At 69.4% G+C, this 18,652-nt stretch carries 23 protein-coding genes and 1 tRNA gene; 11 read left to right on the forward strand and 13 right to left on the reverse strand.

What is annotated here, in order from left to right; all coding sequences use genetic code 11:
* Positions 1–444: 444 nt before the first annotated feature.
* Positions 445–1,086 carry an aminodeoxychorismate/anthranilate synthase component II gene (locus JOM49_RS06160; protein ID WP_209663387.1) on the reverse strand — a complete coding sequence of 214 codons (642 nt, stop codon included), beginning with the start codon at positions 1,084–1,086 and terminating at the stop codon, positions 445–447.
* A gap of 147 nt (positions 1,087–1,233) precedes the next feature.
* Between JOM49_RS06160 and JOM49_RS06165 the strand changes: the two genes are divergently transcribed.
* Positions 1,234–2,550 (forward strand): ferredoxin--NADP reductase domain-containing protein, encoded by a 1,317-nt coding sequence (locus tag JOM49_RS06165; protein WP_209670875.1) that lies wholly within the window; start codon positions 1,234–1,236, stop codon positions 2,548–2,550.
* A 9-nt stretch (positions 2,551–2,559) separates the two neighbouring features.
* Here JOM49_RS06165 and JOM49_RS06170 read toward each other — a convergent pair whose 3' ends face one another.
* Positions 2,560–2,715 (reverse strand): hypothetical protein, encoded by a 156-nt coding sequence (locus tag JOM49_RS06170; protein WP_209663388.1) that lies wholly within the window; start codon positions 2,713–2,715, stop codon positions 2,560–2,562.
* Positions 2,715–3,578 carry a class E sortase gene (locus JOM49_RS06175; RefSeq protein WP_209663389.1) on the reverse strand — a complete coding sequence of 288 codons (864 nt, stop codon included), beginning with the start codon at positions 3,576–3,578 and terminating at the stop codon, positions 2,715–2,717. The genes JOM49_RS06170 and JOM49_RS06175 overlap by 1 nt, the downstream gene beginning before the upstream one ends.
* A 141-nt stretch (positions 3,579–3,719) precedes the next feature.
* Between JOM49_RS06175 and crgA the strand changes: the two genes are divergently transcribed.
* Together crgA and JOM49_RS06185 are read left to right on the forward strand one after the other, a co-directional pair.
* Positions 3,720–3,986 (forward strand): cell division protein CrgA, encoded by a 267-nt coding sequence (gene crgA, locus JOM49_RS06180; RefSeq protein ID WP_209663390.1) that lies wholly within the window; start codon positions 3,720–3,722, stop codon positions 3,984–3,986.
* A 66-nt stretch (positions 3,987–4,052) separates the two neighbouring features.
* Entirely contained in the window at positions 4,053–4,481 is a 429-nt protein-coding gene (locus JOM49_RS06185; RefSeq protein WP_209663391.1) for a PH domain-containing protein, read from the forward strand.
* Here JOM49_RS06185 and JOM49_RS06190 read toward each other — a convergent pair.
* Together JOM49_RS06190 and JOM49_RS06195 are read right to left on the reverse strand one after the other, a co-directional pair.
* Positions 4,464–5,438 carry a rhomboid family intramembrane serine protease gene (locus JOM49_RS06190; protein WP_209663392.1) on the reverse strand — a complete coding sequence of 325 codons (975 nt, stop codon included), beginning with the start codon at positions 5,436–5,438 and terminating at the stop codon, positions 4,464–4,466. The two genes, JOM49_RS06185 and JOM49_RS06190, sit on opposite strands and share 18 nt — an antisense overlap.
* A gap of 48 nt (positions 5,439–5,486) precedes the next feature.
* The gene (locus JOM49_RS06195) at positions 5,487–6,038 is read right to left on the reverse strand and encodes a peptidylprolyl isomerase (RefSeq protein ID WP_209670878.1); all 552 of its coding nucleotides are present in this window, start codon (positions 6,036–6,038) and stop codon (positions 5,487–5,489) included.
* Between the two features lie 92 nt (positions 6,039–6,130).
* On the opposite strand from JOM49_RS06195, the gene JOM49_RS06200 reads away from it, so the two are divergent.
* Entirely contained in the window at positions 6,131–6,841 is a 711-nt protein-coding gene (locus JOM49_RS06200) for a hypothetical protein (protein WP_245369243.1), read from the forward strand.
* Positions 6,842–6,906: 65 nt separating this feature from the next.
* Here the strand turns inward: JOM49_RS06200 and JOM49_RS06205 are convergent, their stop codons facing one another.
* Together JOM49_RS06205 and JOM49_RS06210 are read right to left on the reverse strand one after the other, a co-directional pair.
* The gene (locus JOM49_RS06205; protein WP_209663393.1) at positions 6,907–7,359 is read right to left on the reverse strand and encodes a DUF6918 family protein; all 453 of its coding nucleotides are present in this window, start codon (positions 7,357–7,359) and stop codon (positions 6,907–6,909) included.
* 164 nt (positions 7,360–7,523) lie between these two features.
* On the reverse strand, positions 7,524–8,051 hold the full coding sequence (locus JOM49_RS06210) for a DUF2020 domain-containing protein (protein ID WP_209663394.1): 528 nt from the start codon (positions 8,049–8,051) through the stop codon (positions 7,524–7,526).
* Between the two features lie 47 nt (positions 8,052–8,098).
* Between JOM49_RS06210 and JOM49_RS06215 the strand changes: the two genes are divergently transcribed.
* Entirely contained in the window at positions 8,099–8,851 is a 753-nt protein-coding gene (locus JOM49_RS06215) for a hypothetical protein (RefSeq protein ID WP_209663395.1), read from the forward strand.
* Here JOM49_RS06215 and JOM49_RS06220 read toward each other — a convergent pair.
* Complete coding sequence (locus tag JOM49_RS06220) at positions 8,845–9,288, reverse strand: DUF4262 domain-containing protein (protein WP_209663396.1); 444 nt, start codon at positions 9,286–9,288, stop codon at positions 8,845–8,847. The genes JOM49_RS06215 and JOM49_RS06220 overlap by 7 nt on opposite strands.
* 110 nt (positions 9,289–9,398) lie before the next feature.
* On the opposite strand from JOM49_RS06220, the gene JOM49_RS06225 reads away from it, so the two are divergent.
* From JOM49_RS06225 to JOM49_RS06235, 3 genes are all read left to right on the forward strand, one after another.
* Positions 9,399–10,037, forward strand: a complete 639-nt coding sequence (locus tag JOM49_RS06225; RefSeq protein WP_282772835.1) for a helix-turn-helix transcriptional regulator — start codon at positions 9,399–9,401, stop codon at positions 10,035–10,037.
* Positions 10,037–10,990, forward strand: a complete 954-nt coding sequence (locus JOM49_RS06230) for a pyridoxal-phosphate dependent enzyme (RefSeq protein ID WP_209663398.1) — start codon at positions 10,037–10,039, stop codon at positions 10,988–10,990. Before JOM49_RS06225 ends, JOM49_RS06230 begins: the two co-directional genes overlap by 1 nt.
* A 90-nt stretch (positions 10,991–11,080) precedes the next feature.
* Positions 11,081–12,247 carry an SMP-30/gluconolactonase/LRE family protein gene (locus JOM49_RS06235; RefSeq protein ID WP_209663399.1) on the forward strand — a complete coding sequence of 389 codons (1,167 nt, stop codon included), beginning with the start codon at positions 11,081–11,083 and terminating at the stop codon, positions 12,245–12,247.
* A gap of 37 nt (positions 12,248–12,284) precedes the next feature.
* Here JOM49_RS06235 and JOM49_RS06240 read toward each other — a convergent pair whose 3' ends face one another.
* Complete coding sequence (locus JOM49_RS06240) at positions 12,285–13,058, reverse strand: sporulation protein (RefSeq protein WP_209663400.1); 774 nt, start codon at positions 13,056–13,058, stop codon at positions 12,285–12,287.
* A 46-nt stretch (positions 13,059–13,104) separates the two neighbouring features.
* Between JOM49_RS06240 and JOM49_RS06245 the strand changes: the two genes are divergently transcribed.
* Positions 13,105–14,178 (forward strand): serine hydrolase domain-containing protein, encoded by a 1,074-nt coding sequence (locus tag JOM49_RS06245; RefSeq protein WP_209663401.1) that lies wholly within the window; start codon positions 13,105–13,107, stop codon positions 14,176–14,178.
* A 36-nt stretch (positions 14,179–14,214) separates the two neighbouring features.
* A complete protein-coding gene (locus JOM49_RS06250) occupies positions 14,215–16,305 on the forward strand; it encodes a helix-turn-helix transcriptional regulator (protein WP_209663402.1) in 2,091 nt (696 codons plus the stop codon).
* Positions 16,306–16,781: 476 nt separating this feature from the next.
* On the opposite strand, the gene JOM49_RS06255 is transcribed toward JOM49_RS06250, so the two are convergent.
* From JOM49_RS06255 to JOM49_RS06265, 3 genes are all read right to left on the reverse strand, one after another.
* Positions 16,782–17,147, reverse strand: coding sequence for a hypothetical protein (locus JOM49_RS06255; protein ID WP_209663403.1), 366 nt, complete (start codon positions 17,145–17,147; stop codon positions 16,782–16,784).
* A 231-nt stretch (positions 17,148–17,378) separates the two neighbouring features.
* A tRNA-Ala gene (locus tag JOM49_RS06260) sits at positions 17,379–17,451 on the reverse strand.
* A 35-nt stretch (positions 17,452–17,486) separates the two neighbouring features.
* A complete protein-coding gene (locus JOM49_RS06265; protein ID WP_209663404.1) occupies positions 17,487–17,672 on the reverse strand; it encodes a DLW-39 family protein in 186 nt (61 codons plus the stop codon).
* A 134-nt stretch (positions 17,673–17,806) separates the two neighbouring features.
* Between JOM49_RS06265 and mbp1 the strand changes: the two genes are divergently transcribed.
* On the forward strand, positions 17,807–18,037 hold the full coding sequence (gene mbp1 / locus JOM49_RS06270) for a microaggregate-binding protein 1 (RefSeq protein ID WP_209663405.1): 231 nt from the start codon (positions 17,807–17,809) through the stop codon (positions 18,035–18,037).
* A 63-nt stretch (positions 18,038–18,100) separates the two neighbouring features.
* Here mbp1 and JOM49_RS06275 read toward each other — a convergent pair whose 3' ends face one another.
* Complete coding sequence (locus tag JOM49_RS06275; protein ID WP_209663406.1) at positions 18,101–18,601, reverse strand: hemerythrin domain-containing protein; 501 nt, start codon at positions 18,599–18,601, stop codon at positions 18,101–18,103.
* Positions 18,602–18,652: the final 51 nt, after the last annotated feature.

Raw genomic sequence — 18,652 nt, forward strand, 5'->3', positions numbered from 1 at the left:
CTGAATGCTAGGAGTGGGGCATTACTTGCATTGATTGCAAGTAATGCCCCACTCATAGCATTCGGCGCCTGAACAACGCGTACCCCGAAGCCACCGCGACTTCGGCGAGGAACACCACGGCGGAGACGACCGTGGTGGCTTTGGCCCCGACCGGTGCTCGGGTCATCGCCTGCGCCGCCGCTCCGGCGCCGACGCGGCGGCTTCCGGCACAGTCGCTTGCGGCACGGGCGCAGGGCGACCGGGCCTGGGCGGCTCAGCCACCGGAGTTCTCGGCCATCAGAGTTTCGGGCACAGGTGGCTTGGGGCTGGGCAGCTCGGTCGGCGGCTTGGGCACAGGCGGGGCCACGGTTCGCCGGAGGACGAGGGTGTGGCTGGCGGACATCTTCGGTTCGGGCGGCGAGCGCCGGGCGGCGCACCGAGCGGTCCGCGCGGCGCGTCGCCGAGTCAGGCGATGGCGGCTTTTTGCAGGGCGCGGGTGGCGGACTCGAGGTTTCGCACGGTGACGTCGGCGACCGGGTGGCCGGCGGTGGCCATCCAGTTGGCGAGCATGCGGTGGCCGCCTTCGGTGAGGACGGATTCGGGGTGGAACTGGACGCCTTCGAGCCGGAGGGAGCGGTGGCGCATGCCCATCACGATGCCCGATTCGGTCTTGCCGGTGACCTCGAACTCAGCCGAAATGGTGTCGGGCAGCACAGTCAGCGAGTGGTACCGGGTGGCGGTGAAGGGGCTGGGGAGGCCGGCCAGGACGCCGGCGCCCGAGTGGTCGACGCGGCTGGTCTTGCCGTGCAGCAGTTCCTCGGCGCGGTCGACCGTGGCGCCGAAGGCGACACCGAGGGCCTGGTGGCCGAGGCACACGCCGAGCATCGGCAGGTCCCGCGAAGCGCATTCGCGGACCACGTCGATGCTCTGACCAGCACGTTCGGGGGTACCCGGACCGGGAGAGACCAGGACGCCGTCGAACTCGCCGAGCTTGGTGGTGTCCACCACGTCGTTGCGCCAGACCGTGCAGTCGGCGCCGAGCTGGGCCAGGTACTGGACCAGGTTGTAGACAAAACTGTCATAGTTGTCGACGACGAGCACGCGCATGCCGTCAGCTTAGCGGCGGTCCGCATGGTGGACGGGTACGCCAGATCACAGTGAAAGTTAGGTTCGGCTCACCTTACCGTGGAAGCGTAGACCCATCTGCGACTCGAACGAGGTAGTGCATTGAGCCGTCCACTGCGTGTGGCGATCATCGGCGCCGGCCCGGCCGGCATCTACGCCGCCGACATCCTGGACAAGTCCGATACACCCACCCACATCGATCTCTTCGAGCGCATGCCGGCGCCGTTCGGGCTGATCCGCTACGGCGTGGCGCCCGACCACCCGCGCATCAAGGGCATCGTCACCGCCCTGCACAAGGTGCTCGACCGCCCGGGCATCCGGCTGATCGGCAACGTCGACTACGGCACCGACCTCAAGCTCGACGAGCTGCGCGAGTTCTACGACGCGGTCATCTTCTCCACCGGCGCCTCCGCCGACCGCCCGCTCGAGATCCCCGGCATCGACCTGCCGGGCAGCTACGGCGCCGCCGACTTCGTCTCCTGGTACGACGGCCACCCCGACGTGCCGCGCACCTGGCCGCTCGAGGCGACCAGCGTGGCCGTGCTCGGCGTCGGCAACGTGGCGCTGGACGTGGCGCGGGTGCTCGCCAAGACCGCGGACGAGCTGCTCAGCACCGAGATCCCGCCGAACGTCTACGAGGGCCTCAAGAGCAGCCCGGTCACGGATGTGCACGTGTTCGGCCGCCGCGGGCCCGCGCAGGCCAAGTTCACCCCGATGGAGCTGCGCGAGCTGGACCACTCGCCCAACGTCGAGGTGCTCGTCGACCCCGAGGACATCGAGTTCGACGAGGGTTCGATGGCCGCGATCCGCTCCTCCAAGCAGATCGACATGGTGGTCAAGACGCTGCAGGAGTGGGCGATCCGCGACTCCCGCAACCGGCCCAAGCGGCTGCACCTGCACTTCTTCCACTCGCCGGCCGAGGTGCTCGGCGACGGGCACGTGACCGGTCTGCGCACCGAGCGGACCGAACTCACCGGCGACGGCAACGTGCGCGGCACCGGCGTCTTCCACGACTGGGACGTCCAGGCGGTCTACCGGGCCGTCGGCTACCTCTCCTCGCACCTGGCCGAGATCCCGTTCGACCACCTCACCGGCACCGTGCCGAACCAGGCGGGCCGCGTGCTCGACATCGACGAGAACCAGGTCCCCGGCGTCTACGTAACCGGCTGGATCAAGCGCGGCCCGGTCGGCCTGATCGGGCACACCAAGGGCGACGCGGCGGAGACCATCGCCAGCCTGCTCGCCGACGCCGACACGCTCACCGGCGCCACCCGCAACGAACCCGACGCGATCATGGACTTCCTCGTCGACCGCGGCGTCCCGTTCACCACCTGGGACGGCTGGGGCAGGCTCGACGCGCACGAGCGCTCGCTCGGCGAGCCGCAGGGCCGTGACCGGGTCAAGGTGGTCGAGCGCGAGGAGATGCTGCGCGTCTCCCGCGGCTAGCGACGGGACCTACTGCACCGCGACGTCGTTGAACGGCAGCAGCGGTTCCAGCCACGGGAACACCACGAACATCAGCAGGGCGACCACCGCGAGGACCAGCACCACCGCGGTGGTCGCCCGCACCGCGAACGGGCCGGGCAGGCGCCGCCAGATCCAGCCGTACATCAGGCCTCCCCGATCGCCTTGAGCAGTTCCGGATACCCCGCGCCGGGCGCCTTGGCCAGTTGCTTGACCAGCGCGCCGTGGATGATCAGCCGCTCCCGGTCGGAGAACTGCGGGTGGCAGGTGGTCAGCGTGACCAGTGGCGCGCGCAGGGCGGGCGGGGTGATGCTGTCCGCCCGGTACGGCACCGGCGCGACGGCGTCCCCGCGGTCCGGGCTGACGATCCGGCGGCCGACGGTCTCCTCGTAGTCCGGCACGTCCCGCAGCGTCGGCACCCCGGCGCACTTCGCGTCGCGGCCGCGGTCCTCGGCCCAGCCGGCGAGTTCGTCCTGCTTCGGCAGCATCCGGTAGACGAAGAAGTCGGTGGCCGTCTCGACCACGATGGCGTCGCACGACTCGAGCAGGTCGAGGTCGTTGAACGGGGCGCCCTTGCCGACCCGGTGCCCGGCGACGGCGAAGTTGCCCGGCTCGCCCGGCCAGGCGGTGCCCTTGTAGTGCCCCGGCCCGACCTCCAGCGCGTCCGCGCCGACGCCCTGCTGGATGGTGAAGCGGTAGTCCGGGCCGAACGCGGGGATGTAGAGGCGCGCGAAGGCTTGACCGTCGGCCGGGTCCAGGTGCAGCTGCCGCTGCGGGTCGGCCCACTGCCCGTCGAGCGAGGCCTCGGCGTCGGCCTGCTTCTCGGCGGAGAACCAGTCGGTCACCACCAGCTCGTAGGTGACGAACAACAGCACGACGATACCGAGCGTTATCAAAACTTCACCGGCCGTGCGAACGCCGGCGCGCCAGCGCGGATCGGCGCGTTCGGCCGTGCTGACCGGGCCGGAATCGGGCCCGACGAGCTCGCGCTCGCCGTCGGACACCGCCACTGGGGCTCCCTTCGCGCCAAATCTCGGCCGGACGGAGTAGTCGTCCCCCGTTCTTGCCCGGCCCCGATTACGTTAACGTGTCGGGGTGGCCCTGGTTGCGCACCGGCCACCCGAACGAGCCCATGAGCAGCGAGGACTCCGATGCCCAAGTCCAAGGTCCGCAAGAAGACCGCCTACACCCCGCCCACCGACCGGCGCACGCCGGTCAAGGTGCGGGCCGCCGGTCCTTCCCCACTGATCTACAAGATCGTCATGTTCGGCCTGATGCTGCTCGGGCTGGCCTGGCTCGTGGTGAACTACCTCGCCAGCGACAAGATCGCCTTCATGACCGAGCTGGGCAACTGGAACTTCGCCATCGGCTTCGCGCTGATGATCTCCGGTCTGCTCATGACGATGAAGTGGCGTTGATCGGCCGATTGGCGGCTTGACAGCGAATAACACCAGTGTGACTAGTCCCCAGTGTGGATAAGCCCTGTGGATAACCAGTCGGCAAGCTGGGCGCCGAGACCAGCGCTCGTCGGGGTCGGCTGGCTGCTCGCCGCCCTGGCGACCGCCGCCGCCGTGCTCACCGGCCTCTCCGGCGACCGCGCGGGCCCGGTGCTGTTCGGCGTCGCCGCGCTCGCACTGGCCGGTTTCGCGGCCAACGGGAGCGCCATCCGGCCGAAGCTGAGCGCGGACGCGCACGGCGTCCGGGTGCGCACGCTCACCGGCGACCACCGCCTCGCGTGGTCCCAGGTCCGCGTCCGGCTGGTGAACACCCGCCGGCTCGGCCGTGAGGTGCCGACGCTGGAAATCGAGTGCGAGGACATCCCGCCGCACCTGCTGGTGCTGGGCTGGCTGGAACTGGGCACCGATCCTCGCGATGTGCTCGACGTGCTGAGCGCGCTACGCGCCCGCAGCTGAGTCTTCGCAGACGATCTCGCCGCTGCTCCGCACGACCCCGCAGACCTGACCGCCGAGCTGGGCGTCCCGGACCAGGATCATCGCGGCCAGCGCCACCGCGATCAGCACCAGCGCGATGACCTGGTAGCGCAGCTGGTTCACCTGCGGTGCGTAGACCATCGCCGCCACCGCGGCCGCGCCGATCACGAAGCCGCCGAGGTGGCCGAGGAACGAGATGTTCGGGATGGAGAAGGTCAGCACCAGGTTCAGCCCGATGGTGACCAGCGCCGTGGTGGGGTTCAGCTTGAGCCGGAAGACCGCGATCAGCACGCCGCCCATCAACCCGAAGATGGCGCCGGAGGCACCCACCGTCGGCTGGCCGACGTCCCCGAAGACGAACTCCGCCACCGAGCCGCCGAGCAGCGACAGGAAGTAGACGGCGATGAACCGGCCGCGGCCGAGCAGCATCTCCATGTCCCGGCCGAGCACCCACAGCGCGAGCATGTTCATCGCGATGTGCAGCAGGCCGAAGTGCAGGAAGCCCGAGGTGATCAGGCGCCACCACTCGCCGAAGAAGGTCATGCCGTAGGGCCACAGCGAACCCTGGGTCATCAGGTCGGCACCCGAGTTGTTCATCGGGTTGCCCGTCTGGACCACGGTGGCGATGAAGACCAGCACGTTCACCGCGATGAGCACCGGCGTCACGATGGGCTTCCGGACCCGCGCGCCGGCCACCGTGCGGGCGCCGTACCCGGCGGCCTGGTACTGCTTGCGCTGCGTCCGGTCGTGCACCTGCCCGGCCTGGACGCAGTCGACGCACTGCGAGCCGACGGAGGCCTCGCGCAGACAGTCCGGGCAGGCCGGCCGATCGCAGCGGACGCAGCGCAGACCGGTCTGCCGCTTGGGGTGCCACCAGCAGGCGGGCAGGGCCTGCTCGTAGGCGGGCCCCGAAGGTGGGGGATACGGGGGCTGAGTCACGATGTGTCCAACTTACCCGCATCCACCCCCTGCTTCAGCGCTGTGAGCTCAGCCCAGCGAGATGCGCTCGATGACCACGTCGTTCAGCGGGCGGTCCGCCGGACCGGTCGCGGTGCGGGCGATCTGGTCGACCACGTTGCGCGAATCCTGGTCGGCCACCTCACCGAAGATGGTGTGCTTGAAGTTCAGGTGGGTGGTCGGCGAGACGGTGATGAAGAACTGGGAGCCGTTGGTCCCGGGGCCCGCGTTCGCCATGGCCAGCAGGTACGGCTTGTTGAACTGGAGCTCCGGGTGGAACTCGTCGCCGAACTTGTAGCCGGGGCCGCCGCGGCCGGTGCCGGTCGGGTCGCCGCCCTGGAGCATGAAGCCGTCGATGACGCGGTGGAAGATCGAGCCGTCGTAGAACGGGCCCGAGTTCTCGCCCTTCGCGTTCGGCTGGGTGTAGTCCTTGCTGCCGTCGGCCAGGCCGGTGAAGTTCGCCACCGTCTTGGGCGCGTGGTCGGGGAACAGGTTCAGGTGAATGTCGCCCTGGTTGGTGTGCAGCGTCGCCTTGCGCGCGCCACCGGCGGGGGATCCGTTGCTTTCGGTCACGGGGCCAATCGTGCCATCTGCGGCGGGATCCGCGGAAAAGGGGCACGATAGGTTAAGGGGAACCAGACAGATGCCAAACGAATCGACGGAAGGTGAAGGCCATGACCCGGGCCTCAGAAGCGGTGGGTGAGTCGGTGAAGACCGGGCTGTCCACGGCACGCAAGCGCGCTGTAGAAGCCGGAACCCAAGCCGCTCAGGTGGCCGAGCTCCGGCTCGCCGAAGGCGCCGAAGTGGCACGCAAGGAAGGACGCCGGGCCAGCAAGAAGCTGGCGAAGCAGGCCAAGAAGACCGGCAAGGACCTGGCGCGGTCCTCGCAGGCCGCCCGCAAGGAGGCCGCCGAGCGCATCGCCGAGATGCGCAAGCCCGGCCGCAAGGCCAAGAAGGCCGCGATCAAGGCGGCCAAGTCGGCCGGTCAGTCCAAGCGGCGGGGCAAGAAGGACTTCAAGGCCGCCAAGAAGGACTTCCGGGCCGCGCTGATCGAGGCGAAGATCGCCGCCAAGGGCGACAAGAAGCGCAGCAAGTGGCCGTGGCTGATCGGGATCGCCGTGGTGGCGGCCGGTGCCGCGCTCGCACTGCGCTCCAAGCCCGAACCGCCCATCGCCCCCGCTCCGCCGCGCACCGGCGGGGAGGGCGGCACCAAGCCGCAGGCCCCGAAGCCCTCGACCACCCCCGAGGCGCCCAAGGCCGCGGCACCGAAGCCCGCCCCCACCCCGGCGCCGGCCCCGGCGCAGGGCAAGACCACCACCCCGAAGGCGCAGGGGGCCAACGGCCAGCAGGCCCAGCGGGCCTCCGGCACCGAGAAGAAGAACTGACGCACCACGCACAAGAGGGCCCCCGGGACGTCTCCCGGGGGCCCTCTTTTCGCTCAGTCAGCGAGTCACGCGGTGGCGGCGTGCTTGTCGATCAGCTTGCCCAGGCGGGGCAGGGCCTCTTCGACGTTCTTCTTGCCGTTCGGGCGCAGCTTGCCGTAGACCTTCTTGATGCTGTCGCGGCTGCTCTTCTCCGCACGGGCGTCGGTGACACCCAGCAGCGCGTCGGCGGCCTCGTCCGAGCGGCCGGACAGGTAGGTGCCGAAGTCGGCGCCGCCCTTGGCCTTGTAGTCGCCGTAGAACGGCTCGAGCGCGACCGCGAAGTCGTCGAGCAGGGTGTCGACGGCGGCGGGGATGATGCCCGGCTTGATCTTCTTGACGGCCGCGTAGCCGGTCTTGACGACCGCGCCCGAGACGCCGCCCTTGTCCGAGACCTCTTCGTCCACCAGGGTCTGCAGGTCGGTCACGACAGCCGGACGACGACCGGAGTCAAGCAGGATTTCCTTCAGGGTTTCAGCCACGGCTTCATATCCTTCATTGAATCGAATTAACCGACTGTGTCCAGCCTTCACGCCCGGTAGCGACCGGCGTTTCCGGCTGACTGTGCGCGAGTCCTCGACGCCTGCGCGTGGCGGCCAGGGTAATACAAGATCAACTTGCGCCGGTGAGTGGGAACCCGTATTGCTCACCACCCCAGTGCCGCGATAGCTTGCTTGGCCACTTCGCGGGCCTTCACCGTCTGCCCCTGGTTCGTGGTGACCACGACGGCGTTGCCGCCCTTGGCCACCGCGTAGACCGCGCCCTCGCCGTCCGGCTGCGAACCGCCCTGCCAGCCCGCCGGCTGGTCGGCCGGGTTCGAGGTGGCGATCGGGGCCGCCTGGTCGACAACGGCCTTGGCCACTGCGGGTTCACCGGCGTAGACGCGCGCGGTGAGCTGCAGTTTTCCGTTGAGGGCGTAGAAAAAGCAGGTCGGCGGCTGATCGGCGGACAGCCGCACCTTCGACACCCGCTGGCCGTTCGCCTTCTCCACCGCGGTTTCCGCGAGGTACGGGCACTTCCCGTCCGCCGCCGGTTCGGGTGCCGCGGGCGCGGCGGGCGCGGTGGAACTGGTGGGCGGCGGCGTCGGTGGGACCGGTGGCGCGGGTGCTTCCGGTGGCGCGCAACCGGACAGCAGCGCGAGCACCACGGCGGCGGCGAAGACGGGTGGGCGCATAGCCCGGTCAGTCAACCAGAACCGCCGGACTCTGCCAGTATGAGCAGGTGCTCACCCCTGACCAGTACCTCGGCGTGGTCGCGGAACGCGTGCAGCGGTCCGGCGGTCAGCTGCGGCAGATCCAGATCGGCCCGGTCAACGCCGTGCTCGGCCTGTTCACCGAGTCGATCATGATGTCGACGATGAACTACGCGGTGGTCGCCGCGCCGCTCGCGGACGTCACCGCCGCGTCACTGCTCGAGTTCACCGGGCACGCCACGCAGCACGCCCGCGCGAACGTGGTCGGCACCGTCGGCTTCACCGCCGCGTCGATCGTCATCGCCGGTCTGGTCGGCGAACGGGTGTACCCGGACGCGGTCCAGGCCGCCACGGCGAAACCGAACATGCAGTACGGCGCGGACACGCGCATGGTCGCGGTCGACCTGACCGGCGGGCAGATGCACACCTTCACCGGCAGCCGGGTCTGGGGCGCCGCGGTGCAGGGTTCGATCAAGGCGAAGGTGTTCTTCACCTTCCCGCAGCCCGGTGAGGCCTACCAGCAACTGCAGTGGCAGCAACAGCAGCCGGGCTACGGTCAGCAAGGCCAACAGGGCCAGCACGGTCAGCACGGCTACGGCCAGCAGGGACCGGGACAGCAGCCACCGCAACAGCCTTACCCGCCGCAGCAACCACCGCAGCAGCCGTACCCGCCCCAGCAGCAACCGCAGTACGGCCAGCTGCAGCAGTACCCCCAGCACCCGCCGCAGCAGCCGTACCCGCCGCAGCAGCCCGGGTACGGCCAGCCCCCGCGCGGCTACTGACCGAGCAGCGGCTGCCGGCCCACCGGCAGTGAATACCCCTCCTCCCAAGGGAAGTAGCCACGCCGGTCGTCGGTGACCACCTGCAGGGCGGGCACCGGCGAGCGGAACAACCGGTTGGCGTCGACCAGGTACGGCCGCGAATCGGGCACCGGGACGAGCGTGGCGCGGTGGATCCGCTCGTCGAAGGCGACCAGCTTGCCCGCGTGCAGGCGCTCGCCGCCGACCACCCGCGCGGCCAGTTCGTCCAGCATCAGCGCGGTGTTCTCCGCGCCGAAGCCGAACATGAGCAGCTCCGGGTGGTCCACCGCGCTCAGGCCCACGGTGTAGCCGAAGGGCGGGCCGTCGGCCGCCCAGCCTTCCACGTACTTGACCGCCCATCCGGAGATCCGGATGAACTCCCACGTGCGGTCGTCCTCGTCGAGAATGGTGTTGTTCAAGACGCACCCCCGGAATCAGCTTCGAACCTTTGTTCGATACTACCGCGTGCCACCGACAGTTTCCGCAAGCTCACTGGACAATGAGTCCAGAAGCTGTACATACTGTCCAAGTGACTGCCGACGCCGTGCTCAACGCCCTGCGCCCCGTGCTCGACGGGCTCGCCGCGACCTTCGGCCCGAACTGCGAGGTGGTGCTGCACGACTACCGCAGGCGGGACGCGTCCGTCATCGCGGTCGCCGGCAAGGTGACCGAGCGGGCGGTCGGCGGGGCGATGAGCGAGATCGGCCTCGGCCTGCTCGCCCGCGGCAAGAACGCCGAGGACCAGCTCAACTACGTCACGCGCACCGCCAGCGGCAGGCTGGTCAAGTCCTCGACCATGCTGCTGCGCGACGAGGCCGGTGAGGTCTTCGGCGCGTTGTGCGTCAACGTCGACATCACCGAACTGCGGCACACCGCGGTGCTGCTGGGCGAACTTTCCGCGCTGGACGCGATCCCCGACGACACCACCACGTTCACCAACGACGTCACCGAGCTGGTTCGCGCGGTGGTGCAGGCGGAGGAGCTCAAGCTCGGCCGTCCGGTGGACCGGCTTTCGCGCGCCGAGCGCCTCGAACTGTTCCGCGCCTTGGACGAACGCGGGGTCTTCGGCCTGCAGAAGGCGATGCCCGAAGTGGCCGCCGCGCTGGGGATCTCGCGCGCGTCGGCGTACAGCTACCTGACCGAAATACGGAAATCCGGGGAGAACTGATGGTCACCATCGAAGACGTCGAAGCGGCGGCAGCGAGACTGGCCGGCCAGGCCAACCGCACGCCGGTGCTCACCTCGCGCACGCTGGACGCACGCACCGGCGCCGAGGTTTTCCTGAAGGCGGAGAACTTCCAGCGCGTCGGCGCGTTCAAGTTCCGCGGTGCCTACAACGCGATCGCCCAGCTCAGCGGCGACCGACTGGCCGCGGGCGTGTGCACGCACTCGTCGGGCAACCACGCGCAGGCCGTGGCACTGGCCGCCCGGTTGCTCGGCACCAAGGCCACCATCCTGATGCCGGAGGACGCCCCCGAGTCCAAAGTGGACGCTGTGCTCGGGTACGGCGCCGAGGTGCGCCGGTTCGACCGCTACACCGAGGACCGGTTCGCCCTCTGCGAGAAACTGGCCGCGGACAACGGGTACGCGCTGATCCCGCCGTTCGACCACCCGCACGTGATCGCCGGGCAGGGCACCGCGACGCTGGAGTTCCTCGCCGAATGCCCGGACCTCGACGCGCTCATCACCCCGATGGGCGGCGGCGGGCTGATGGCGGGCGCGGCCACGGTGGCGAGCGCGCGGCGGCCGGGGCTCGAACTGATCGGCGTCGAGCCCGAAGCCGGTGACGACCAGAAACAGTCGCTGGAAGCGGGAAGGCTGATCTCCGTGCCGGTGCCGAAAACCGTGGCCGACGGCCTCGCGCTGCCCTCGCCCGGCGTGCTCAACTTCGAGATCATCCGCAAACACGTCCGCCGGATCGTCACCGTCACCGACGAGCAGATCCTCGACGCCATGCGGTTCCTGTTCGAGCGCACCAAGATCGTCGTCGAGCCGAGCGGCGCGGCGGCGGTCGCGGCGCTGCTGGCCGAGCAGGTGCGGCTGCCCGGCAAGCGGGTCGGCGTGATCCTGTCCGGCGGGAACGTCGCGGCGGACCGGTTCGCCGCGCTGCTGCGGAGCTGACCACGCCCGCCGAGGGTGCCGACGGGGCTTGACCGATCCACTTCCGGGGCCTAAGCAGGGAGTCCGGTCCCCGAGACGTGGAGGCTCGTCATGCGGCGAAGTCTTGTCCTCTTGACCACCATGGCCGCCGCGGCGGTCACCCTCGGCGGCGCGGCCGTCGGCGAGAAACCCGGCGGCGGCCAGGTCGTCCCGAACCCTGATGCCCAGTTCGCCACCGTGTTCGCCAATCCGCTCGGGCTCGAAGGCCTGACCAGCGACCAGCACGGCAACCTGTACTCCCCCGGCCGCGGCGGCAACCCGTCGTGCCCGGTGTTCAAAGTGCCGTCTCAGGGCGGCGAAGCGAAGATCGTCGGCACGCTGCCGTCGCCGTGCAGTCCGGCCGGGCTGACCTTCGATTCCGCGGGCAGGTTGTACGTGGCGAACGCGGACAAGGTCTACGCGTTCACCCCCGACGAGCAGCAACCGCCCGCCGCCGAGGTGTTCGCCTCCGGGGTGCCGGGCGCGAACGGGGTCGCGTTCGACCGCCGGGGCGACCTGTGGATCTCCGACGGGACCACCGGCCAGGGCCGCGTCTGGCGCGCGGGCCAGGACGGCGTGCCCACCGAAGTGTTCCGCGTGCAGCCGATCGCCAACGAGGTCAACCTGGTCGACGGCGTCGGCGGGGTCGGCCGTGACGTACGAGCGCTGCCGCCCGGCACGGTGACCATCACACCGACCGGCCGCGCCGCGGCGAACACCGAAGGCTCCCAGCACCTGGTGGCGAACGGGCTGGCGTTCGCCAAGGACGGCTCACTGCTGGTCGCCGACACCGCCCGCGGCGCGCTCTGGCGCGTTTCGCTGGACTCGAAGGGCAACCTGCGCTCGGCCACCGGCTGTGACACCACGTTCACGCCGAACACGTTGTGCCTGGACAACATCAAGGTCGCCCACCCGTACCTCGAAGGCGCGGACGGCATCACGCTCGACCAGCGCGGCAACGTGTGGGTCGCGGTCAACGAACGCAACTCGGTGGCCGTGGTGACCACCGGCGGCAAGGTGGTCGAGTACTTCCGCAACGGGCCCGACCCGGCGAGCCGCCTGCGCAACACCGGGCCGCTGGAGTTCCCGACCAGCCCGGTGCTGCTGCCCGGCGGCAAGCTCTGCCTGGCGCATTCGGACGGCGGCCGCCGCGACAACTTCCCGCCGACCGGCGGTGAAGTGGGGGCCGACAAACCGAATCGCGCCAAGCTTTCCTGCCTGACCGAGGCAGTGTCTTAGCGCCGGGGGACGACCCCCGGACCCCCGAAAAAGAAGGTCAAAGCCAGCCGCTCCCCATCGGCTCGATGATCCGGTGCAGCTCAGCGGCCCAGTCGACCTGGTCGATCGTGTGGTAGTCCACCCGCAGCAGATTGACCAGGTCGCGGCCGCTGCTGAGCAGCCCGGCCTTCTTGTCCGCCTCGACCACCACGTCCATGCCGTCCGGCCCGGTCACGAAACTGACCTCGAGCTGCTTGAGCCGGGGGTAGCGGGGCGAGCCGCGGAACTCGATCTCCTGGTAGAACGGCAGCCGCTGCCGGGTGCCGCGCAGGTGCCCGGCCTCGACGTCGGCCGAATGCAGCTGGAAACCGAGGCTTTCCACCGCGGCCAGCAGCACGTGCTGCGCGGGGAGCGCGCCGATGCCGATCGGGTCGTTGTCGGTGGCGTCGATGGCGCCGGCGATCTCCAGCGTGGTCCGGACGGCCACCATGGTGCCGTGCAGTTGCCGGTTGTCGTAGAAGTTGATCGGCGTTTCCAGCGGCACCGGCAGCCGGAACGGCAGCTCGATGGTCTGGCGCGCACCGAGTGGCACGTTGCGGCGGACGTCGGTGCGGCCGAAGGTGCGGTGGGCGTCGACCTCGCGGTCGTTGACCTCGTGCTCCACGCGCGTGACCATTTCGATCACCACACCGGGGATCTCCTGCTGCACTTCGCCACCACGCAGCCGGATGGCCCCCTCGATCACCCCGCCCGGCTGTACACCGGGGGTGAACAATTCGGTCTCGACCTCGGCTCCGCCCACTCCGACGGCGGCGAGCAGCTTTTTGAACATGCCGCGAGTCTTCCGATTTCCGCGCCCGGTGTCCATGATCGTCGGCATGTGTCGTACCAACGTGATCGAGCGTGCGCTGAACGCGGAGATTTCGGCGGGCCGGATGCCCGGTGCGGTCGTCGGCATCCTCCGCGGCGGCGAGACGGTTTACCTGGAGGCGTTCGGGTACCGCGATCCGGTGGCGCGCACGCCGATGACCACGGACACGCTGTTCTGGCTGGCGTCGATGACCAAACCGGTGGTCACCGCGGGCGCGCTGAAACTGTACGAACGCGGACTGCTCATTTTGGACACTCCAGTCGGGGAACTGCTGCCCGCGCTGGCGGATCGGCAGGTCGGCGGCGCGCCGGCGCACCGGCAGCCGACCGTGCTCGACCTGCTGCGCCACACCTCCGGCATGGTGGAGGGCATGCTCGGGTCGAGCCCGGTGCACGAGCTGTACACCGAAGCCATCGGCGACGGCATGACCTCCTTCACCGGTGAGGAATTCGTCGAGCGGCTGGTGCCGTTGCCGCTGCTGCACCAGCCGGGCGAGGTGTGGCACTACGGCTGGGGTCTGGACCTGGTCGGACAAATCATCGAAGGCATCACCGGCCGGCGGCTGGGTGATTACCTGCGCGAGCAGGTTTTCGAACCGGTCGGCATGAATGACACGGCATTCGGCGTTTCCGACGAAAACCGGTTCGCCCGCGCCCTCGATCCCACAGCCATTCCGGACCTGTCCCGCGCCCGCTTCGATTCCGGCGGCGCCGGTCTCGTCGGCACGGCACCGGACTACCTGCGGTTCATCGGCGCGCTGCTCGGCTACGGCGAACTGCTCCACCGCAAGACCCGCGAGTTCATGACCACCGACCAGCTGCCGCCCGGTACCGACGAATCCTGGTTGCGGCGCATGGAACCGGGGTACGGCTTCGGGCTCGGCGTGGCCGTGCGGCGGGGTGTCGCGGGCGGACCGACCGCCGGTTCGCCCGGCGAGTTCACCTGGGCGGGCGCCGGCGGCACCTACTGGTGGGCGGATCCGGCCGAGGACCTGGGCGTGGTCTTCCTGACGCACGCGCCGGACCAGACGCGCCGCTATTTCCCGCTGATCCGCGCGCTGGTGCTGCAGTCGCTCGACTGAGCCGGTCCTCAGGCGGCACTGGCTACCGTCGATCGCGTGTTGCTGGAACGGGAACGCGAACTGGCCGCGATCGACGCCCTGCTCGCCGGGCGCGGTGGTGCGCTGGTGGTCGAAGGCGCGGGGAAATCCGCGCTGCTGAAGTCGATCCGGGCGGACGGCTTCCGGCGGTTGTCCGCGTACGGAACGGCATCGGAGTCGATGATCGCCTTCGCCGGACTGCACCAGTTGCTCGGCCCGCTCGCGCCGGAAGTCGAGTCGCTGGCTCCCGTGCACCGGGACGCGATCCACACGGCGCTGGGCTCGCTCGATTCGCCGTGCACGGATCTCGTGCTGTACACGGCGGTGCTGCAGTTGTTCGAGTCGATTTCGCCGCTGCTGGTCACCGTCGACGATGTGGATCTCTGGGATCAGTCGTCGATCGCGGCCCTGCTGTTCGCGGCGAGGCGCGCGTCCTCGGTCGCGTTCGTGCTGACCGCGCGCGAGGGCTGGAATCCCGGACTGCCGTCGCTGGTGCTGCCCGGCCTGCCGTACCAAGCGATTCTGACCGAGCCGGAAGTGCTTCCCAACGAATCACTGGCAGCGCGGCTCGAAGCGCATTCGGCCGACGCCGCCCGGCGCGGAGGAATCGCTTCCGCCGCAACGGTTCTGCGGGCCGCTGCCCGGCTGTCGAAGGAGCCGGAACGCCAACGCCGGTCGGCCGCGGCCGCTTATCTCGCTTGGAAGTCGGGACAGGCCGAACTGGCTCGCACGCTCGTCGCCGAGGCCACTCCGGAGCGACACGATCCGGCTGTCGCGCGGACGCTCGATCGCCTGCACGGCCTGATCGCCCTCGGCGACGGTGACCAGTTGTCCGCGCACGACCATCTACTGCGCGCGGGCCCGGATCCCGGTTTGTTGTTCATGGCCGCGGCCGCCGCACACCACGCCGGACTGCCGCTGGAACCCATCGCCGCGCGTTTCACCGATCCCGAATTCGGCGAGTACGCCGGGCTGCTCGCCCGCCTGACCTCGCTGTCGGCCGACGCCCACACCGCGGACCCCTGGCGCCTGCGGTCCACCGCACCTGCGAGCCTGCGCACGAGCGATGCCCACCAATGGCTTTGGCCGCTGGTGCTGAGCATGTCGGGACCGTCCGCGCGACAGGCCTACGACTTCGGCCGTTCGGCGCTGGACGAGTTCGCGGTCAACGGGATGCACGCGGTGCTGACGTTGCCGATGCTGTGGTTGTCCGAGCTGGAATTCGACCTCGGGCACTGGGACCGGGCGCAGGCACGTGCCGAGGAAGGCATCCGGTCCACAGAGGACACCGGTCAGCGGGTGCGGCGAGCCGATTTCCACGCGACGCTGGCGCTGCTGGCCGCCGCCCGCGGTTCGGCCGTCGCCTGCCTGCGCGAGACGACCGCCGCGCGTGACCTGGCCGTCCCGCTGCACAACCACCTCGCCGCCTCCCGCGCCACCTGGGCGGCCGGGCTTTTCGAGCTGTCGAACGGGAATTCCGACGCCGCGGCGGAACACCTGTCGTCGATCACCCACCACCAGGTGGCGAACCTGGCCACCGCCGACCTGATCGAAGCCCTGGTCCGCGCGGGTGATCCGGCGGAAGCACGCCGGACCCTCGAAGCCTGGCGCCCGTGGGCCGACCGCACCACGTCACCGCTGGTGCACGCGCGCCTGGCGCGCAGCCGCGCCCTGCTGTCCGATGAGGACGACACGGGCAAACTCTTCGGCGACGCGGAATCCTTCGGCGGCGATCACCCCTTCGAGCAAGCGAGAACCCAGCTTTTGCACGGGGAATGGCTTCGCCGCACCCGGCGTCCGTCGAAGGCCCGGCCCCTCCTGCGCTCGGCGCTGGAAACCTTCACCCGCCTGGGTGCCTCGACCTGGGCTGCCGCCGCCGAAGCCCAACTGCGTCCCACCGGCGGCGGCCGACCGCGAACCGGTACCGCCCTCACCGACCAGGAACTGCGGGTCGCGCGACTCGCCGCCCACGGCCTGAGCAACCGCGAGATCGGCACGCGGTTGTTCCTGAGCCCGCGCACGGTCGGCTACCACCTGTACAAGACCTACCCGAAGCTCGGCATCTCCACCCGCTCGCAGCTCCGTGCGCTGGACCTCGATCGCGGTTGATCGACTCCGCGGCGGACATGGCGCAGCGGACGACGGTGGCGCGTCAGGGTCTCGTCGCGCGCATCAGGCAGTGGTTCGGACGGGCGAAGTCGGACAGCCACGAGCGGCACACGCTCGCGCTGATCGCCAAGAGTGCGCTCGCCGCAACGGTGACGTGCACCCCGCGCTGCGAGAGGGGCTGCTGGAGGAGGAACGCACTCGCACCACACCGAATTCACCGGCTACCAGGCGGTCATCGACGCCCTCGAACGCGTCACCTACCAGGTCGGCTCGATGACGCGGAGCCTGAACCAGTGGCACAGCGAGGAAAACCCCCGGCGACTTCCTGCCCCACTACGGCGATTTCCTCGCCGCTATCGCCGAAATCATGCACACCTTCACCGAACTCGACGAGGACCGGCTGGACGAACAACGAAAAGGGGGCTGGATGACCCGCGGTCACCCAGCCCCTTCAGCTCACTTCACCCCGCCGGGGATCACGTCCAATAAGCGTTCGTCTTGACGAAGACATCCGGCGCACGCAGGTCGAGCGCGCCGAAGTAGTAGGACCCCCGGCTGCAGAACGAACCCGTGCTGACGGTCGAACCGTCGGCCGGCGAGGTCGCGGTGAGCACCTCCGACTCGTTCTTCACCACGGAGACCGTCTCACCCCGCAGCAGGTTCCTGCCCTCGGCGTGGAAGCACTGGTTGTCGTTGTTCCGCCACAGGATGACGGTCCGGCTGTAGCCCGACTGCTGGGCGACCGCGGTGTAGCTGGCGGCCTGCGCCGCCGGGGCGGACACCACCACCAGTCCCATGACCGCCACTGCCCCCAGCAGCAAGGCACGAATCTTGCGCAGCATTGATGATCCCTCCAGTTTTCCATCATCAAGGGTCGAATGACCCAACGCGGGACCCTAGCGACTCAAGATCAACCTTGTCCCCGATACCGACGAATCCCGGCCTGCCCAAGACGACCACGGCTGGGGGTCCGGGGGCGAAGCCCTCCGGGCGGGGCGTGGGGGTCGCACCCCCGGAAAACACGGCGGAACAGAAAAGGCTCGCGCTCTCCGCGAGCACGAGCCTGCCATCTGTGGAGCTGAGGGGAATCGAACCCCTGACCCCCGCCTTGCAAAGGCGGTGCTCTACCAATTGAGCTACAGCCCCGGAGCGAGCGGCCTGCTCGGCCGCTCGCGGGAAGTTCAGTTGTTCGCCGCGTCCGAGGTCTTGGTCGGAGCGCTGCCGTTCGTCGAGACGGCGCCGAGCGGCTTGCCGGTCGGGGCGGTGGCCTCGCGCCAGAGGTCGGCTTCGGCCTTCGCGTCCTTGTTCCGCTTCACGACGAAAAGAACGCCGGCCGCGACAACCGCGAGCGCCAACAGCTTCTTCACCCTGGGCCCCTCTCCACGAACAAAAAACCGTTTCGCTTGCCCGGTCGATGCTACTGCACCCGGGGGGCGCGGCGTTTGCGCGGTCCACTACCGGGTAGCCGAGGAGTAGCACGTTCGCCGACAGGAGGGACGAGATGAGCAACCGCGACGAACAGCAGGAAGGCGTCAAGGGGGCCGTCGAGGACGTCAAGGGCCGGGTCAAGGAGACCGCGGGCACCGTGCTCGGCAACGACGACCTGCAGCGCGAAGGCCAGGCCCAGCAGGACAAGGGCCAGTCGCAGCAGGAGGTCGCCGACAAGGAGGACGAGCTGCGCCGCGCCAAGGAGAAGGCCAAGGTCGACGAGGCCAGGCAGCGCGCCGAGTAGTAACCCCCACGGACACGGACAAGGGGCGGGGAACCATCCCCGCCCCTTGTTCCACGTGGAACCTCAGTCGATCCGGTCCTTGGTCTTCTCCACGACCAGGCGCACGTTCTCGATGCGCCCGCAGTTGGTCTTCAGCAGCGTGTCCCTGGCGACCAGGAACGCCGCACCCAGCTTCGCCCGCTCCTCCGACGGCACCTCTTCGCGTGCGTCGTTGAGCAGTGTCTGCTCCTCTTCGTTGACGTGGTGGTTCAGCACCTCGGCGAGTTCTTCGAGCTTCTCGTCGTAGTCGTCCCCGTCGAGGTCCTTCACCTCCAGGAACTCGAGCAGCGCCTTGTTGATCTCGGCGTGCTCCTCCTCGCTGTGCTCCACGTCCTCGTCGTCGGAGGCCTTCTTCTCCAGCTGCGGGTAGACCTCGCGCTCCTCGGCCTCCCCGTGCGCCACGAGCAGCTGCGCCAGTTCGTCACGCAGCCCGGCCCGGTCGGAGGTCGAATCCCGCAGTCCGCGCATCAGCTCTTCGAACTTGCGGTGGTCGTTCAGGATCAGTTCGACGACGTCATCGGACATCGGGGTCCTCCAAAAGCGAGCCGGTGGTGGTCAGCTACGCCAGGAAGTGCC

It is taken from the genome of Amycolatopsis magusensis, from assembly GCF_017875555.1.
GTDB lineage: Bacteria > Actinomycetota > Actinomycetes > Mycobacteriales > Pseudonocardiaceae > Amycolatopsis > Amycolatopsis magusensis.